Here is a 17,866-nt window from a genome sequence, read left to right on the forward strand (position 1 = left end):
TATGAAAAGGCTGTCCTTACATGGACAGCCTTTCCTTATGAGAGATATAATGATAAATAGAATGATATCTTTAAGGAGGATTATTATGAATCCCAATGTCGTAGCCGAAGAATACTTGATTCTGCAGCGGGCCATCATGGATGCTCAGAAAGAATTAACAGAAGCCTACGTGAATGAAATCGATTTGGATATCAAGAAACAAGATTTAAAACGGGAACTGCCCGTTCTCCCTCAACTGACTCAATCCCCTGTTCCGGGGGTTCTGTATCATCAGGCAGTGGAAAAGATTGCAGACGTGATCGAAGAACACCAGCCTGACTTGGCAGACGAATTAAATAAGATCAAAGCAACGTTGACAGAAGAGGAAGTCATGACCTGGATCAAGGAAGCAGTGATGTTTGATGAGTTTTATTTCAAGCAGCAGGCGAAAGATCGCGGTGTGTCCGAATGGTTGCCTCATTTCCTTGCGGAGCAGGGTTTAAGACCTTTCATGCAGCTCATGGCCCGTGAAGTAGCGGATATTATCCAGGAATTCGATGTGATGGGAACATGCCCTTGCTGCGGTGAACCTCACCGTGTCGCCAAGCTGATCAAAGGCGAAAAGCATTTGAATTGCCCCCGCTGTGAGACCCTTTGGAAGCAAAAACGGCTTGCCTGTGTCCACTGCGGTAATGATAAGCATGAAAAACTCTTTTATATTAACGTGAAAGATGATGAATCCTCAAAAATTGAAGTCTGTGAATCCTGCAAGAACTACTTGAAAGTGGTGGATACGGAGAAGTTGTTTGCCAACAAACCTGCTGCATTGCTTGATCTTGAGACGATTCACCTGGATTTTGTGGCCCAAGAGGAAGGCTATGATGGACAATAGTTCATCATGCAGCTGATGAAAGCTGATAATAAAGGAGGAACTCACCATGGAGATTACTGGAATTATTCTTGCCGGTGGAAAATCGAGCCGGATGGGACGGAACAAAGCGCTTCTGCAGGTAGGTGATGAGACGAATATTGGCAGAATCAAGCGTTTGATCCAAACACGAACCGATCATCAGATCCTGATTACGAACGATCCGGACTCCTACGAGTTTCTGCAGATGCCGATGTATGAAGATGAACACAAAGAACATGGACCACTGGCTGGTATTGAGGTGGCTTTAAAGCATTCAGAAACCCCTTGGAATCTGATTATTGCCTGTGACATGCCGTTTGCGGACATGGAAATTGCACGGTTTCTTTGCAAGAAGGTGCAGGAAAGTGGAGCGATGGCTGCCGTACCTGAATACAATGGGAAGCGTCATCCGCTGTTCGCCTGCTATCATAAAGATTTTTTGCCGTACGTGGTGGATGCACTTGAAGAAGGCGAAAAACGGATGGTCAACGTGTTGGATCAAGTCAATGCCATCACCGTGACAGAGGAAGATTTGAAAGATGCCGGCTGGAGTGAAGCGCATTTGAAGCTGGCGTTTTACAATATGAATCGGCCTGAAGACTATGAATGGGTTCAAACACAGCAAGTATAACATCAGGTAATGGAGGCTCATTGAATGGACTTTTTTCGGGTGAAATCAACAGAAGAGATGAGTGAGATCATCGATGCTCACGTTCAGCGTCTTACATATGCTGAATCCGTATCTCCTGATCACGCAGCAGGACGTGTATTGTATGAAGATGTTCACGCCACGGAAGATGTACCCGGCTTTTCAAGATCCACAGTAGATGGGTATGCAGTGAAGGCGATGGATACACACGGAGCGACAGAAGCGATGCCGGCATTTTTGTCATTGGCGGGCAGCATTGAGATGGGGCAGGAAGCTGCCATGGTCCTCGACATGGATCAGGCGGTGTATGTACCCACGGGTGCGATGATTCCTGAAGGAGCAGATGCTGTCGTCATGATTGAAGACGCAGACCTGTCCGGGGATCTGGTGCAGGTATTCAAACCAGTCCGGCACCAGGAAAATGTCATTCTCAAAGGAGAAGATACGCAAGCAGGAAGTGCAGTGCTGACTGCCGGAACAGAAATCCGTCCACAGGAAGCCGGTGCATTGGCTGCACTTGGTCTGTCGAGCATCACTGTCTGTAAAAAACCTGTTGTCGGGTATCTTTCCTCGGGAGATGAAATTGTTCCCTATGCGAAACAGGAACTCAAGATGGGTGAAATCCGTGATGTCAATGGCGTCACGATTCCGTCCTTGATCAGGTCCTGGGGATGTGACGTCGTCGTCTCCCCGATTGCTGCTGATGATCGTCAAGATTTCCAAGAAAAAGCGAACCGCCTGTTTGAGCAGTGCGACATGATCATCATGAGTGGCGGCAGTTCTGTTGGCGAGAAAGATTATACGACAGAGGTCATTGAATCTCTGGGAAATGGAACTCCCGGCCTTTTGGTCCACGGGGTCTCGGTGAAACCCGGAAAACCGACCATTCTTTCAGTGACGTCGGCTAAACCGGTACTCGGGTTACCAGGGCACCCTGCTTCAGCGATGGTTATTTTTCATATGTTTGGTAAACAGATCATTCATCGATTACTCGGCATGAACCGTGGAAATCGTCATACAACTGTCGCCAGAGTGTCACAAAATATTCCTTCTTCACCCGGCCGTACTGATTATATTCGTGTTACATTGAAGTCAGGAACACCATACTCGGAAGCTGAACCTGTCCTGGGAAAATCGGGGCTGATCAGTACACTGATCAAAAGTGATGGTCTGATGGAAATCCCTTCACGAAAAGAAGGCGTCCAAAAAGGCGATCTGGTCAAGGTTCATTACTTCATCTGAGGGGGCTGTTCCATTATGAAAAAGCGTCATGAGCGCACGATTTATTTAGAGGATAAGCCAAGACATGAAGCATTGCAGGAATGTCTGACTTTCATTGATCAACAGAAGAAAACCACGGAAGTTCTCCCTGTTGCTGAAGCAATGGGCAGAGTGACGGCCACCCCGATCTTTGCAGGGGTTTCCAATCCGCACTATCACGCTTCAGCGATGGATGGGATTGCCGTTGAAGCGAATAGGACACAGACGGCGCATGAAAGCCGTCCGCTCCATCTGAAAAATGGAGCCGATTTTGCCTATGTGGATACAGGGCACGCGATTCCATCTCCTTTCAATGCCGTCATCATGATCGAGCAGGTGAATGAAGCCGGGGATGATGTTCTCGAAATTATTGAACCGGCTGTACCTTGGCAGCATATTCGGCCGATTGGTGAAGATATTACCTATGGTGAAATGCTTCTGCCTCAAGGACATCAGATCCGCCCGGTGGATGCAGGTGCCCTATTGGGCGCCCAGGTGCTTGACGTTGAGGTGAAACAAAAACCGAAAGTAGCCATTTATCCTTCGGGGAATGAATTGATCCAGCCTGATCAAAAGGCCGAACCAGGGAAGTTGATTGAATTCAACGGGACCATTTTTTCCGGAATGGTTGAATCCTGGGGCGGCATCCCGATGTTGAAACCCATCGTCCGGGATGATCGGGAAAAGATCAGGCAGGCGTTGATTGAGGGCACAACAGAGGCGGACATCGTCTTGATCAATGCAGGATCCTCAGCCGGTTCAAGGGACTACACAAAAGATGTCATCGAAGAACTGGGTGAGGTCTGGACCCACGGGATTGCTACCCGACCGGGGAAACCAGTCATTATCGGGAACGTGAACGATACGATTGTGATGGGTGTTCCAGGGTATCCTGTCAGTGCCTACTTTGTGATGGAGTGGTTCGTCGAGCCGATGATTCATGCCTGGAATGGGCAGCCGACGCCGGTGAAACCGGTGATGAATGTGATCGCAGGAAGACGGATGACGTCGAATATGGGTTCAGAGGACTTTGTCAGGGTTCATATCGGCAAGGTTGGCGATCAGTATATTGCCAATCCCCTGTCCCGTTCTGCGAGTGTGACGATGTCTCTCGTCAAAGCAGATGGTATTGTCACGATTCCACCTGAACATTTAGGTGTTGAGCAGGGTGATCTCGTTGAAGCCCGTCTGTTAAAACCGAAAGAACAGCTGGATTTGACCACCTTATTCAGTGGCAGTCACGATCTTTCCATCGACATTCTTTCTTCAGTCATGAAAGAGTCAGACGGCGTGTCGTCAATTACGCCAAGTCACACCGGCAGCCTGGCAGGGCTGATTGCCCTGCAAAGAGGAGAAGCGCATATCGCAGGGATTCACCTGCTGGACCCGGCTACCGGAGAGTACAATGACAGCTATATCCGAAAATGGTTGAAAGACTTGGATATCATTAAGCTGCCATTCCTTCGAAGGTCCCAGGGGTTGATCGTACCTGCCGGGAATCCGGAACATATTGAGGGGATTGAAGATGTGACCCGGGAAGGGATCCATTACATCAATCGTCAAAAAGGTGCCGGGACGCGAGTATTATTTGATCATCTCCTCAAAAAACATGAAATCAGCCCGGACCAGCTGGAAGGATACCGGCGGGAAATGTACACGCATCTTAGTGTAGCGGCGGAAGTGATGGTGGATCATCATTCGTGCGGTATGGGAATCTATTCAGCTGCAAAGGCAGTTGGCGCAGATTTCATTCCGGTGGGAGATGAACAATATGATCTGATTATGACAAAAACATTCTACGAAAGTGAACGGGGGCAAAAGTTGTATCAGGCCCTTCGTTCAGAAGAATTCAAACATAAAGTTGAGTCACTTGGCGGATATTCGGTCAATGAAAACGTTGAACCGGTTGCCATAGAGAATTAACGACTGTTGTGTCACGTATCTATCAACTATCATAGAGGGGGAATGTAACATGATTTCAAACATTGGTATTCCAGGATTGGTTTTGATTCTCGTGATTGCACTCATTATTTTCGGACCAAGCAAACTGCCGGAGATGGGGAAAGCAATGGGACAGACGCTGAAGGAATTCAAAAAATCCACGAAAGAACTGACAGATGATGTCAGTGAACCTGTGGAAGAAGCGAAGAAAGAAGCGAAGAAATTCACTGAATAACTCAGGAATCAAGAACCGTTCACCTTGGGTGGGCGGTTTTTTGCCGTGTGGATAATTAGACAAATGACTTCTCCCCTTATACAATGACAATCAGAAGCGTTGTGTAACTGGAGGGATTCCATCATGATCGAAGAACAGTTCCGTGATTACTATCAAAACCAAGTCACATTTTCCTCAGCGAATCATCCCTTTTCATCGGATCCAAAGCATGTTTGGATCGTTGCCAGATTTAAGGGGAGCTGGCTGTTAACCCTTCATCCATCGAGAGGTCTTGAATTCCCTGGTGGAAAAGTTGAACCGGGAGAGACGGCTGAAGAAGCTGCGATTCGGGAAGTGTTTGAAGAAACCGGCGGGATCGTTACCGGTCGTCTTCATTACATCGGCCAGTATCAGGTAAAAGGGAAAAAGGAAACCGTCATTAAGAACGTTTATTTTGCGGATGTCGACCAGATGATTACAAAGAACAACTATTTCGAAACAAAAGGACCCAAATTGATAAAACGATTGCCTGATGATGTCAGAGACCTGCATGATTACAGTTTCATCATGAAAGACCGGGTGTTGGAACTGAGTGTACAGGAGGTCAGGCGGCGTTTTCTCGGTAAGGGCGCTGAACTGTCTTGAACCGGCTGGTCGATGATCAGACGCTTGGCTATCCTTCTCAGCTGTTTCATGTCAGTGAAGTCACTTACCGTTCAGGTGAACTGCTCGTAAAAGGGATGCGGGTCGTACCGGATGGATCGCTACGAAACGGCAGTGCCATTCTTTACCTGCGGGGTGGTTACCGCCAAGTGGGAATGGTCAGGATGGCCCGAATGATCCAATATGCATCTCTCGGGTTTATCGTTTTTGCACCCTATTACCGCGGAAATGCCGGTGGAGAGGGTGTTGATGAATTCGGCGGTGCAGATCTGGAGGATGCCTACAGTGGTTTTGACCTGCTCCAGGAAGATCGCAGAGTCGATCCTGATCGCATCCATGTTGTGGGATTTTCCAGGGGCGGTGTCATGGCTGCACCGACAGCTGTGAACAGGCCTGTCGCATCTCTTACTTCCTGGGGAGCGGTATCAAACTGTTTTCGAATGTACGATGAACGAAAAGACATGGGGAGACTGCTCAGAAGAACATTTCAAGGGCCGCCGGAGCAGGCGAGGCGGACGTACCAGATAAGATCTCCTTTGAATATGGCTCATCTGATCCAGGCGCCGGTTCAAATTGTCCATGCAACTGAAGATGTTCATGTACCTGTCGTGCATGCATTGGAATGGCACCGTGCGTTAACTGTTTCCGGTGTTCCTGTGACTTTGAGTCTGATCAGAAATCAGGGACATCGCATGACACCAAAACTTCAATACGAATGGACGAAACGAATCTGCGAATGGATGAAACAGCAGGAAAAAGGCAGCTGAATAAGAACTCGAAGCAGTTCAGGTATGGAGTGAAAACGTCAAAAAACTGATATGTCAGTACTTTATTAATTCGTGAAGAAGCGGGGATTTAATTGCATGGACAGTATTATTTTCGATTTGGATGGAACGTTATGGGATTCAAGCGTATCGGTTGCGAAAGCCTGGAATAAAGTCATTCAACAATTCGAAGAATTGAATGAAATAACGGCGGACGATTTGAAGGCAGCAATGGGGCTTCAAGCCGATGATTTTAGTCGAAAACTGCTTCCTGCTATACATGATGAGTTTCGCAACGAAGTTTTACAAAAATGTTTTGTGATGGAAAACCAATACTTAGCGAGCCATGGCGGTCAGTTGTATAAAAATGTGAATGAGATGCTGGCCGGTTTATCAAAAGATTATCAGTTGTTTATCGTCAGTAATTGCCAAGAAGGTTACATTGAGGCGTTCTTTACGTATCATCAAGTAGGCGGCTATTTTTTGGATTTTGAAAACTCAGGAAGAACTGGCTTATCTAAAGGAGAAAACATTAAGATCTTAATGGAACGAAATCATATAACAAATGCGATCTATGTAGGGGATACAGATGGCGACAGAAAGGCTGCACAATACGCAGAGATTCCATTTGTTTATGCCAAGTATGGCTTTGGAGAAGTAGCGCAATATCATTATTTTATTGATCGGCTGGAAGATTTAATCGATCTATTGCCAAATGGCTTGAAACCGTAGACCTGTTAAACGTATTAAGGCGATATATCAAAAGTACGCCTGGATTTCAATATCCAGGCGTACTTGTTTTCTATAGCGATCGTCAGCGTGATCACAATACGGCTGTGTAATTTTAATCACCGATGTGTTCTTAACTTCCTTTTATCATCACTAGGCAAGAAGACTCCATCTGATTCGCGATACGGGCATCAGCCCAGCGATTCAGGTGGAGATGAATTGCCTTCTGATTACTGTATCGGACCTCCACGTAAGATATCTTCTGGCATTGTGCCAAATCGGTTGAAATTATCTTTGAACGAAGCAGCTAACGCTTCCGCCTGCCGGTCATATTCCGCGCCATTTGCCCAGGTGCTCCGTGGTTCGAGCAGATCGTCAGGAACGCCAGGGCAGCGGGTAGGCATCCGGAGACCGAAAAACGGCTCTTCGGCCATCTCCACATTGTTGAAATCCCCGTTCAGTGCTGCACGGATCATGGCCCGTGTATACGTTAAGTTCATTCTTTGCCCTGTCCCGTAACCGCCTCCTGTCCAACCGGTATTGATTAAATAGACCTCTGCGTCATGTTCGATCAGCTTTTGACCCAGCATCTCTGCATAGACAGAGGCATTCAATGGCAGAAATGGTGCACCGAAGCAGGTGGAAAAGGTCGGCTGAGGTTCAGTAATGCCCCGTTCGGTTCCGGCAAGTTTACTTGTGTACCCCGTCAGGAAATGATACATGGCCTGTGCTGGTGTCAGTTTACTGACAGGGGGCAAGACCCCGGAGGCATCAGCAGTCAGAAAAAAGAGTGTCGAAGGATGACCGGCGACGCCGGATTCCTGACAGTTATGAATATGATCGATCGGGTAAGCTGCGCGTGTATTTTCCGTGAGTGTAGCACTGTTATAATCAGGCTGGCGCGACTGATCGTCGATCAGGACATTTTCGAGAACAGAACCGAAGCGGATGGCATCGAAAATCGCAGGTTCTTTTTCCTTCGACAGTGCGATCGTCTTTGCATAACAGCCGCCCTCAATATTAAAGATCCCGCGGTTGCTCCATCCATGTTCGTCATCACCAATCAATAAGCGCTCAGGGTCTGCAGAGAGCGTGGTTTTTCCGGTGCCGGATAATCCGAAAAAGAGCGCCGTGTCTCCTTCAATGCCAACATTGGCACTGCAGTGCATCGGCAGAACATTTTTTTGAGGCAGGAAATAGTTCATAATGGAAAAAATCGATTTTTTCATTTCACCTGCATACGCAGTCCCGCCGATCAGGACGGTTTTTCGTTCAAAGGAGATCATGACAAATGCTTCGGAGTTGGTCCCGTCGGTTTCGGGATGGGCTTTAAAAGAAGGTGCAGAAATGATCGTGAATTCAGGATGCTGTAAATCACTGTCTCCGGTTTCAGGACGAAGAAACAACTGTCGGACAAATAAATTATGCCAGGCAAGTTCATTGATGACTCTGATGGGAAGTTCAAAAGCTTGATCTGCTCCGGCAACGCAGTGACGCGTAAATAATTCTTCTTTTTCTTCGAGATGCTTCATCACTTTTTCATAGAGGCGGTCAAAGATTTCAGGTTGAATCGGTTGATTGACATCATTCCAGTCGATCTTCTGACGCGTTTCGGGTTCGTCAACAATGAAACGATCCTTTGGTGAACGGCCGGTATAGACACCCGTGGTTGCAAGGAATGCCCCGCTGTTTGTCAACAAACCTTCTTCTCGATACAGTGAACGCTCGATGAGTTGTGGAACAGACAAGTCCTTTGCCACCGTGTCTTTCATCAACAGTTGTCGCAGAGATGTTTCAAAATGAATCATACTCATAGCCATGCACCCTTTCCATAGTATGCTATAACAGATGGACTGTTTTCGTTAAATAGTATAACACATTTAATTAAAAGTGACATACTAATAGATGGATTTTCTGTTTACTTTATTGTAAAACATTGCGTGAATAGAATCACAATATTCTGATAAGATTCACAGAAATGCCTTAACGTGATGCTGGAGATGGCTTCAGGTTGACAAATTGGCAAGAATGACGTAACCTAAATCGAGAACGGATACTCTTATCCCGAGTTGGCGGAGGGACAGGCCCGAAGAAGCCCAGCAACCATCACCAGTGACAAGGTGAACGGTGCTAACCTGCAAGGTGAACCCACCTTGAACGATAAGAGGTAAAAGGCTGACTTGAACGACCTTTTCCTCATTTTGGGGAAGGGTCTTTTTTATACTTTAATGATGTTTAACTTTGTTGAAGGATTAAAGTATAAGTGCAACTAAGGCTTTCGCCACTGACTTGGTGATCAGCCGAGGTTTCTCTATTTCTTTTCTGCCGGTACTACCATGGCGGGAATGAGGTCCGTACTGAAAAAATGACAGGCTGCAGCCTGATTATTCGAGGAGGTTAATCCATTGAGAGAACGTACAAGATTATTTACTTCAGAATCAGTTACCGAAGGGCATCCGGATAAAATTTGCGATCAGATCTCCGATGCCATTCTCGATGAAATTATTAAGCATGACCCGAATGCACGGGTTGCCTGTGAAACAACGGTGAATACCGGTCTGGTACTGGTTGCCGGTGAAATTTCCACAAGCACGTATGTGGATATTCCGAAAACAGTTCGCGAAACGTTAACTGGAATTGGATACACCCGGGCAAAATACGGGTTTGATTCTGAAACCTGTGCTGTACTAACGTCCATTGATGAGCAGTCAGCGGATATCGCCCAGGGCGTTGACAAGGCCCTTGAAGCGAGAGAAGGTCAGATGACCGATGATGAGATCGAAGCGATCGGTGCCGGAGATCAGGGGTTGATGTTCGGCTATGCGGACAATCAGACCGAAGAACTGATGCCGCTTCCGATTTCATTGTCACACAAGCTTGCCAGAAGACTCTCTGAAGTCCGAAAGAACAAGACATTGAAGTATCTTCGACCGGATGGAAAAACTCAGGTGACAGTAGAATACGGGGAAAATCATCGGCCGATTCGCATCGATACCGTCGTGATCTCTACGCAACATTCGGATAAAGTGACTTTGGAAGAGATTAAACACGATGTCTTTGAGCATGTCATCAAGCCTGTCATTCCGGCAGAACTACTGGATGACAAAACAAAGTATTTCATTAATCCGACCGGCCGCTTTGTTATCGGTGGACCTCAGGGGGATGCGGGACTGACTGGACGTAAGATCATCGTAGATACTTACGGCGGGTACGCCCGTCATGGCGGCGGTGCCTTCTCCGGTAAGGATGCGACAAAAGTGGACCGTTCCGCAGCGTATGCAGCCCGCTACGTGGCCAAAAATATCGTTGCCGCAGGATTGGCGGAACGGTGCGAAGTTCAGTTGGCTTATGCGATCGGTGTCGCCCAGCCGGTGTCCATCGCCGTGGATACATTGGGAACAGGGAAAGTGACTGAGGAAATTCTCGTCGAGGTCGTCCGGAATAACTTTGATCTCAGACCTGCCGGGATTATCAAAATGCTCGACTTGCGCCGGCCGATTTACAAGCAGACAGCCGCATACGGTCACTTTGGACGAACAGATATCCATTTGCCTTGGGAAGCGACAGATAAAGCGGAACAGATGAAAAAACAGGCGCTGGAACTGACCGAACAAGCTTAATGACATTGAGGCTAATACTTCAATCCTTCAAAAAACGATACCATTTCATATGAAGGATCAAAAAAAGCTGGCATTCTCCGATGAGGAGAGCGCCAGCTTTTTTCATTCTTTCCTTAGAGGCATGTTTACGTTCGCTAAAGGATTGAAGCATAAGTCAAACGATGGCTTTCGCCAGTAAAGCTTGGCGGAAAACCGAGTTTTCGTTAAGGTCCTTGGTTTACAGGATGGACGTGCGGATTTACTCTTTTTGCATGCGTTTGTATTCCCGGCCCTTTTCGATATAGCTCTCCCGGATCCTGGACATCTCTTCTCGGTCTTTGTCGGTTAAATCACGAACCACTTTTGCAGGACGGCCAAGTGCCAACGTATTTGCAGGGATGGTTTTTCCCGGAGGAACCAGACTGCCGGCACCAAGGAAGGCGCCTTCACCGATTGTTGCTCCGTCAAGAACAGTCGATCCCATCCCGATCAGTGCGTTCGTTTCCACTGTGCAGCTGTGCAGCAGGCACTGGTGGCCGACTGTGACCCCTTTTTTGAGGTGGAGGGGAAGAGGTGCACTCTGATGAAGGGTGGAGTTATCCTGAATATTCACTCCTTCTTCGATAACTGTAGGGGCTACGTCCCCCCGGATAACGGTATTAAACCAGATACTCACATCTTTGGCGACCTGAATATCGCCGGTCAGGACGACGCCTTCTGCGATGTAGGCAGTTGGATCAATGTCCGGCGTCACCCCTTTATATGGATACATGATCATTTGAGTCATCCTTTCGTATGTTGATATCTGTATTCTAACACAGATCAAACAGGGGATCAGTTGACGAAATGTGTTATGTTGAGCGAAGATAAGAAGAGTACATAAAATAAAGGATGGCGATCATATGATTGTGAAATATGAATCTGGGCAGTCAGAACCAATTGGCACTGTGGTGGTTGTTCACGGTGCAGGAGAGCACCACAGAAGGTATGACTGGTTAATCAAGCAACTGAACATGGAAGGGTACCATGTAGTAACAGGCGATCTGCCCGGTCAGGGTCAAACCGAGGGGAAACGTGGACATATCCTGTCATTTGATCAATATATTGAACGGATTACATCCTGGCTGATTGCTGCAGAAGCTGATCAGTTACCGGTCGTTCTCTTCGGACACAGCATGGGTGGACTGGCATCTATCCGGACCGTAACGCAGATTGATGAACGCTTGCTTCCGGATATGATGGTGCTGTCATCTCCTTGCCTCGGGTTAGTAAACAAGACGAGCAAACGTAAGAATTTAATGGCAAAGATGATTCATCCATTGAAGCCTGATCTGTACGTAAAGTCGACTGTGAGAGACGGGACAGGAACAAGAAATCAGGACGTGAAAAACCGCTATGCCACAGATCCGCTTCGTACAAAAACGATTACGCTCAGGTGGTACATGGAATTATTGAAGGCGATGAATCAGGCTTTCGATGACGTGGATCATTTTCCGGACGTGCCGCTCATGATTACACAGGGCGGAGATGATCTCATCGTTGATAAAGAAGCGGTGTTCCGCTGGTTCAATGCCCTGAATATCAGAGATAAAAGTTATAAGGAATGGGCTGGCCTCTATCATGAAGTGATCAATGAACCGGAGCGAAACGAGGTATTTCTTCATATGATCGGGTACATGTCGGTGACACGATCTTTGCAAGAACAAAAGCAGCAAAAAGGACATACTGTCCGATGAGAGCGCCGAAGCACGCACTGCCACTGATGGCTGACGTCTATCGACAGGTGATTCCGAGGGTCCATCAAGAGCTTGCCATCTGGAAACGAAAAGCAGACGATATACCGGATGAGGAGCTTCGAAGTCAGGCACAGCTGAGTATCCGGCATAAAACATTCCACTGTGAAGGCGGGTCGATTTTGGGTCTTCTCTCCGGTCATCACTCGAAAGAAGTGATCCGCTTTATCGTGGCGTATCAGACGATCAGCGATTACCTGGATAACCTTTGTGATCGAAGTGTCTCCCTTGATCCAAACGATTTCCACCATCTGCATCAGGCGATGCTGGATGTATTTGAACCAGAAAAAGAACAGAGTGATTATTATGCGTGCCGGGATCACACCGGGGACAAGAACTATTTAAAGGATCTGGTGACGGTTTGCCGGGAGGAGCTGGTTGCTTTGCCTTCCTTTCAGATCATTCAGCCACATTTACAGGATCTGGCTAAACGGTACACCGAGCTGCAGGTTCACAAACACGTCACTCCTGGGGAACGTGAAGAAAGACTGATTGGGTGGTTTGAGAGTACTGCGGGGCCATTGCGAGACGAGATGAGCTGGTATGAATATGCGGCATCTTCCGGATCAACGCTGGGCATTTTTTCGCTTGTGGCTTATGCAGCGAAAGATCCAAGGATGACCAGGAGTAAGGCAAAAAGGGTGTATGAAGGTTATTTTCCTTGGGTGCAGGGACTCCATATTCTGATGGATTATTTCATTGATCAGAAAGAAGATCACGAGGAAGGGGATTTGAATTTTTGCACATACTATGAATCTGATGAGGAGATGCTTCGTCGGATTGGTTACTTCTTTAAACGTGCAAAGAGGGCGATCCGATCCCTACCTGATCACCGCTTTCACCGTATGATTACAAGCGGTCTTCTTGCAATTTATCTGGCTGATGAAAAAGTCAGTCAGCATCCGCTGCTTCGAAGACAGCAATTTGCGCTTTTTCGTTTTGGTGGATTGGAATCCATGTTTTTCTATATGAATGGCCGGATCTTCAGAAGATCCGGCCAAAAGACAGATTAACTCAGGTTCCGTTTTTTCTCTAAAGCGATGATGAACGGCGGGTGATTGATCTGATTTGTGAAGCCGTACTCCAATACATGCCAGCTGGATTGGGGAAGCCTTTGGGTGAAATGACGTAACGCATCCCGTTCGTTTGCACCTCCCGGATGGCCGTGATAAACGACGAGAACGATGATGCCGCCCTTGGTGAGCCTTTTCATTAAGGCTTTCAGGGCGGTTAACGTCGTGTCGGGCAGGGTGATGACCGATTTATCAGCACCAGGGAGATAACCGAGGTTAAAGACGGCGCCTTGAACGGATTTGGCAACGGGCAGGTAGTCCGGAATGGTTTCGTGTCCATCCTGAATCAAACGGACGTGGTCGAGCGTGCCTGCTTCTTGTAAGCGGACGTGTGCAGCCTCGATCGCCTGCTGTTGAATATCGAAACCGTACACTTCCCCGGAGGGACCGACGAGCTCAGCTAGAAATGCAGTATCATGTCCATTCCCCACGGTTGCATCCACAGCTGTGTCTCCCGCTTTCAAACAAGAGGACAGCAGCGTGCGTGTGAAAGCGAGGACACCGGGGCTATTCATGAGAACCACTTCCTTGAATGGGTTGCAGATGCGCATATTTCCCCTGCCAGGTATGGTCTTCGATCAGCGCCCGATCAATCCCGTTCAATACGTCCCATTTTTTCAGGCTCCACTCAGGTCCGATCAACAGATCCCGTGGCCCATCCCCGGTCAGACGGTGGATGACCAGATCCTGGGGGAGTCTTTCCAGCTGCCGCAGGACAATCTCTGTGTATTCCTTCTGATCGAGGAGCCGGAATTCCCCTTGAGCCAGCTCTTTTGCCATGGCAGTTTGTTTTAAGACGTGCAGCAAATGGATTTTGATGCCCTGTACATCGAGATCGGCAACGGCCTCGGCGGTTTCAATCATCATCTCGCGTGTTTCACCTGGCAGGCCATTGATGATGTGGCTGCAAACCCGAATGCCGTGCTGCCTGAGTTTGGCGACACCTTCTTTGTAACAGGCGAAATCATGAGCCCGGTTTATGCGTTCACCGGTCACGTCATGCGCACTTTGCAAACCGAGCTCAACCCAGAGAAAAGTGCGCTGATGCAGTTCAGCCAGATAGTCCACGACGTCTTCAGGTAAACAGTCCGGACGGGTACCGATCGCTATGCCTACGACGCCTTCTTCATGCAGGACAGATTCGAACATGGCCCGCAATTCATCAACCGGTGCATAGGTATTTGTATAAGCCTGAAAATATGCGATGTATTTTGCGGAATTCCATTTACGTTGGAGGCGGTTTTTCACCTCATGGAATTGATCGAGAACCTTGTCGCGCCTGTCTCCGGCAAAGTCACCTGATCCGCGTTTGCTGCAAAACGTACAGCCGCCTGAAGCGATTGTTCCGTCGCGGTTGGGACAGTCAAATCCTCCGTCAATGGGAACCTTGATGACTTTTTCACCGAATGTTTCTCTGAGGTGCTGGTTCCAGGTATAATAACGCTTGTCACCGAAATGGGATGGGATCAGATTGTTCATGTTTAATTCGCTCCTTCATACACTGTATTTTTCAATCCTATCACAGATTCGGACTGCCTTGACATGCGGCTTATAAAATGAATACAATATAAAGCAGGATGGAAGACGTGTCGCGTGTCGTTCAGCTCCATTATAATGAGGCATCTTGTCCCTGGGGATAGGCTGGGGACATTTTTTACATAATAATGAAACAATTCGTTTGGTTCGATTAATGAGGAGGTTGTACAGATGGCATTTGATCATCAGGCCATTGAAAAGAAATGGCAAGAGCTTTGGGAGTCGGAGAAAACATTCAGGACAACGGAAGATACCAATAAGGAGAAATTCTACGCGTTGGATATGTTTCCCTATCCTTCGGGTTCGGGTCTTCATGTGGGGCACCCTGAAGGCTACACAGCGACAGATATTCTTTCGCGTATGAAGCGGATGCAGGGCTATAACGTGCTTCATCCGATGGGTTGGGACGCTTTTGGTTTGCCTGCGGAACAATATGCACTGGACACAGGGAAACATCCCCGGGAGTTCACCGAAAAAAACATCGATACGTTTCGCCGTCAGATTAAGTCGCTTGGTTTTTCCTATGATTGGGACCGTGAAATCAACACAACGGATGAAAAGTACTACAAGTGGACGCAGTGGATTTTTATTCAACTCTATAATCAGGGACTGGCCTACATCGATGAAGTGGCCGTGAACTGGTGCCCGGCACTTGGCACGGTACTCGCCAATGAGGAAGTGATCGAAGGCAAAAGTGAACGGGGAGATCACCCGGTGGAAAAGCGTCCGATGAAGCAGTGGATGCTCAGAATCACGCAATATGCTGATCGTCTGCTTGAGGATCTGGAAGAGCTGGACTGGCCGGAAAGCATTAAGGACATGCAGCGTAATTGGATCGGCCGCTCGGAGGGGGCGGATGTGACGTTCACATTCGAAGCAACCGGCGAAGAGGTGACGGTGTTTACAACCCGTCCTGACACCTTATACGGTGCAACCTACATGGTCCTTGCGCCGGAACATCCCGCAGTGGAAAAGGTGACGACCGCAGACCGTAAATCCGATGTTCAACAATACATCACCAAGGTCACTCATAAATCAGAGCTGGAGCGAACAGAGCTCGCTAAGGAAAAAACAGGCGTGTTTACCGGCGGCTATGCGATCCATCCGGTCTCCGGTGAAAAAATACCGGTATGGATTGCTGACTACGTCCTGATCAGTTATGGATCCGGTGCGATCATGGCGGTACCCGGCCACGATGAGCGGGACTATGAATTTGCGAAAGCCTTTAATCTGCCGATAAAAGAAGTGGTCGAAGGCGGGGACCTCAATAAAGAAGCCTATGCAGGTGACGGACCACATGTCAATTCAGACTTCCTCAACGGGCTTGATAACGAGGAAGCGATTGCCAAAATGATCGATTGGCTTGAAGAGCAGGGGAAGGGCGAACGGAAAGTCACCTACCGCCTGCGAGACTGGCTGTTCAGCCGTCAGCGTTACTGGGGTGAACCGATCCCGATGATTCATTGGGAAGACGGGAGCCTCGAGCCGGTGGCTGAAGAGGACCTGCCACTGGCACTGCCGGAAATGGATGAATTTAAACCATCGGGCACCGGAGAGTCCCCTTTAGCGAATAACGAAGACTGGTTGAACGTGACTGATCCAAAGACCGGACGAAAAGGTCGACGTGAAACGAACACGATGCCGCAATGGGCAGGCAGCTGCTGGTATTACCTCCGCTACATTGATCCGGACAACGATGAGGCACTGGCTGATCCATCCAAACTCCGGGAATGGCTTCCTGTCGATATTTATATCGGTGGTGCGGAGCACGCCGTGCTGCATCTCCTTTATGCGCGGTTCTGGCATAAAGTGCTTTACGATATCGGAATTGTACCAACAAAGGAACCTTTCCAAAAGCTCTATAATCAGGGCATGATTCTCGGTGAGAATAACGAGAAGATGAGTAAATCCCGCGGAAACGTCGTCAATCCGGATGACATTCTTGTCACCCATGGTGCGGACACGTTGCGACTGTATGAAATGTTCATGGGACCACTCGATGCAGCGATTGCATGGAGTGACAATGGCCTCGACGGCGCAAGGCGATTCCTCGACCGCGTTTGGCGGATCTTTGTCCAGGACAACGGGACATTGAATCCAATGATTCAGGATGCACAGGGAACCGATCAAATGACGAAAGTCTATCATCAGACGGTCAAAAAAGTGACCGATGATTTTACGGACCTTCGATTCAATACAGGGATTTCCCAGCTGATGGTATTCATCAATGAAGCGTATAAACAGGACATGCTCTCTAAAAGCCACCTTGAAGGCTTCCTGAAGCTGCTTTCACCAGTTGCACCCCATATCGCAGAGGAACTTTGGAGCCGGCTTGGTCACAGCGAGACGATCTCCTATACCACCTGGCCTGTACATGATGAGGCGATGCTCGAGGATGACACGGTCCTGATTGTGGTCCAGGTCAATGGCAAGCTGAAGGCAAAGCTCTATCTGCCGAAAGATACGGATAAAGAAACGATGGAAGAAGAAGCAATGGAAAATGAAAAAATCAAACAGACGATAGAGGGAAAAACGGTACGTAAGGTGATTGCCGTTCCAGGAAAACTCGTGAACATCGTTGCGAATTGATTGAATAGAAGTAAAAAAGATTCGGCTATCCCAAAGGATGGCCGAATCTTTTTATATACATGTTGAGGTATTTTAGCCAAATAAGAGACAAACGATCAGGATGTGGCTTGAAGATTCAGCTCTCACACCACAGGCATCTTCGCAGCGCTTATCTGGCTTCAAACGGA

Annotated in this window: 16 protein-coding genes and 1 riboswitch; of the genes, 12 read left to right on the top strand and 4 right to left on the bottom strand. The window is 48.0% G+C overall.

Annotated elements, in window-relative coordinates:
* Positions 1–85: 85 nt before the first annotated feature.
* From BBEV_RS03590 to BBEV_RS03625, 8 genes are all read left to right on the top strand, one after another.
* Positions 86–871 carry a formate dehydrogenase accessory protein FdhE gene (locus BBEV_RS03590; protein ID WP_069364212.1) on the top strand — a complete coding sequence of 262 codons (786 nt, stop codon included), beginning with the start codon at positions 86–88 and terminating at the stop codon, positions 869–871.
* A gap of 46 nt (positions 872–917) precedes the next feature.
* Positions 918–1,520 (top strand): molybdenum cofactor guanylyltransferase, encoded by a 603-nt coding sequence (locus BBEV_RS03595; protein WP_069364213.1) that lies wholly within the window; start codon positions 918–920, stop codon positions 1,518–1,520.
* A 24-nt stretch (positions 1,521–1,544) separates the two neighbouring features.
* A complete protein-coding gene (locus BBEV_RS03600; protein ID WP_069364214.1) occupies positions 1,545–2,780 on the top strand; it encodes a molybdopterin molybdotransferase MoeA in 1,236 nt (411 codons plus the stop codon).
* Positions 2,781–2,795: 15 nt separating this feature from the next.
* Entirely contained in the window at positions 2,796–4,721 is a 1,926-nt protein-coding gene (locus tag BBEV_RS03605) for a molybdopterin biosynthesis protein (RefSeq protein WP_069364215.1), read from the top strand.
* A gap of 49 nt (positions 4,722–4,770) precedes the next feature.
* A complete protein-coding gene (locus BBEV_RS03610; protein WP_069364216.1) occupies positions 4,771–4,974 on the top strand; it encodes a twin-arginine translocase TatA/TatE family subunit in 204 nt (67 codons plus the stop codon).
* A 123-nt stretch (positions 4,975–5,097) separates the two neighbouring features.
* On the top strand, positions 5,098–5,598 hold the full coding sequence (gene ytkD / locus BBEV_RS03615) for an RNA deprotection pyrophosphohydrolase (protein WP_069364217.1): 501 nt from the start codon (positions 5,098–5,100) through the stop codon (positions 5,596–5,598).
* The gene (locus tag BBEV_RS03620; protein ID WP_069364218.1) at positions 5,595–6,383 is read left to right on the top strand and encodes an alpha/beta hydrolase family protein; all 789 of its coding nucleotides are present in this window, start codon (positions 5,595–5,597) and stop codon (positions 6,381–6,383) included. The genes ytkD and BBEV_RS03620 overlap by 4 nt, the downstream gene beginning before the upstream one ends.
* Before the next feature lie 96 nt (positions 6,384–6,479).
* Positions 6,480–7,112, top strand: a complete 633-nt coding sequence (locus BBEV_RS03625) for an HAD family hydrolase (protein WP_069364219.1) — start codon at positions 6,480–6,482, stop codon at positions 7,110–7,112.
* A gap of 227 nt (positions 7,113–7,339) precedes the next feature.
* On the opposite strand, the gene pckA is transcribed toward BBEV_RS03625, so the two are convergent.
* Complete coding sequence (gene pckA, locus BBEV_RS03630) at positions 7,340–8,923, bottom strand: phosphoenolpyruvate carboxykinase (ATP) (RefSeq protein ID WP_069364220.1); 1,584 nt, start codon at positions 8,921–8,923, stop codon at positions 7,340–7,342.
* Between the two features lie 242 nt (positions 8,924–9,165).
* Positions 9,166–9,276: riboswitch (SAM riboswitch) on the top strand.
* 238 nt (positions 9,277–9,514) lie between these two features.
* Between pckA and metK the strand changes: the two genes are divergently transcribed.
* Entirely contained in the window at positions 9,515–10,729 is a 1,215-nt protein-coding gene (metK, locus tag BBEV_RS03635; RefSeq protein ID WP_069364221.1) for a methionine adenosyltransferase, read from the top strand.
* A gap of 238 nt (positions 10,730–10,967) precedes the next feature.
* Here the strand turns inward: metK and BBEV_RS03640 are convergent, their stop codons facing one another.
* Entirely contained in the window at positions 10,968–11,483 is a 516-nt protein-coding gene (locus BBEV_RS03640; RefSeq protein ID WP_069366581.1) for a gamma carbonic anhydrase, read from the bottom strand.
* Positions 11,484–11,610: 127 nt separating this feature from the next.
* Between BBEV_RS03640 and BBEV_RS03645 the strand changes: the two genes are divergently transcribed.
* Both BBEV_RS03645 and BBEV_RS03650 read left to right on the top strand, forming a co-directional pair.
* A complete protein-coding gene (locus tag BBEV_RS03645) occupies positions 11,611–12,444 on the top strand; it encodes an alpha/beta hydrolase (RefSeq protein ID WP_232318258.1) in 834 nt (277 codons plus the stop codon).
* Positions 12,441–13,514 (top strand): tetraprenyl-beta-curcumene synthase family protein, encoded by a 1,074-nt coding sequence (locus BBEV_RS03650; RefSeq protein WP_069364222.1) that lies wholly within the window; start codon positions 12,441–12,443, stop codon positions 13,512–13,514. The genes BBEV_RS03645 and BBEV_RS03650 overlap by 4 nt, the downstream gene beginning before the upstream one ends.
* Here BBEV_RS03650 and BBEV_RS03655 read toward each other — a convergent pair.
* Both BBEV_RS03655 and BBEV_RS03660 read right to left on the bottom strand, forming a co-directional pair.
* Entirely contained in the window at positions 13,511–14,089 is a 579-nt protein-coding gene (locus BBEV_RS03655; RefSeq protein WP_069364223.1) for a tRNA 5-(aminomethyl)-2-thiouridylate-methyltransferase MnmM, read from the bottom strand. The genes BBEV_RS03650 and BBEV_RS03655 overlap by 4 nt on opposite strands.
* Complete coding sequence (locus BBEV_RS03660) at positions 14,082–15,053, bottom strand: tRNA modification radical SAM protein MnmL/YtqA (protein ID WP_069364224.1); 972 nt, start codon at positions 15,051–15,053, stop codon at positions 14,082–14,084. Before BBEV_RS03660 ends, BBEV_RS03655 begins: the two co-directional genes overlap by 8 nt.
* Before the next feature lie 228 nt (positions 15,054–15,281).
* Between BBEV_RS03660 and leuS the strand changes: the two genes are divergently transcribed.
* A complete protein-coding gene (gene leuS / locus BBEV_RS03665) occupies positions 15,282–17,699 on the top strand; it encodes a leucine--tRNA ligase (RefSeq protein WP_069364225.1) in 2,418 nt (805 codons plus the stop codon).
* The last annotated feature ends 167 nt before the right edge of the window (positions 17,700–17,866 follow it).

It is taken from the genome of Salisediminibacterium beveridgei (assembly GCF_001721685.1).
GTDB lineage: Bacteria > Bacillota > Bacilli > Bacillales > Salisediminibacteriaceae > Salisediminibacterium > Salisediminibacterium beveridgei.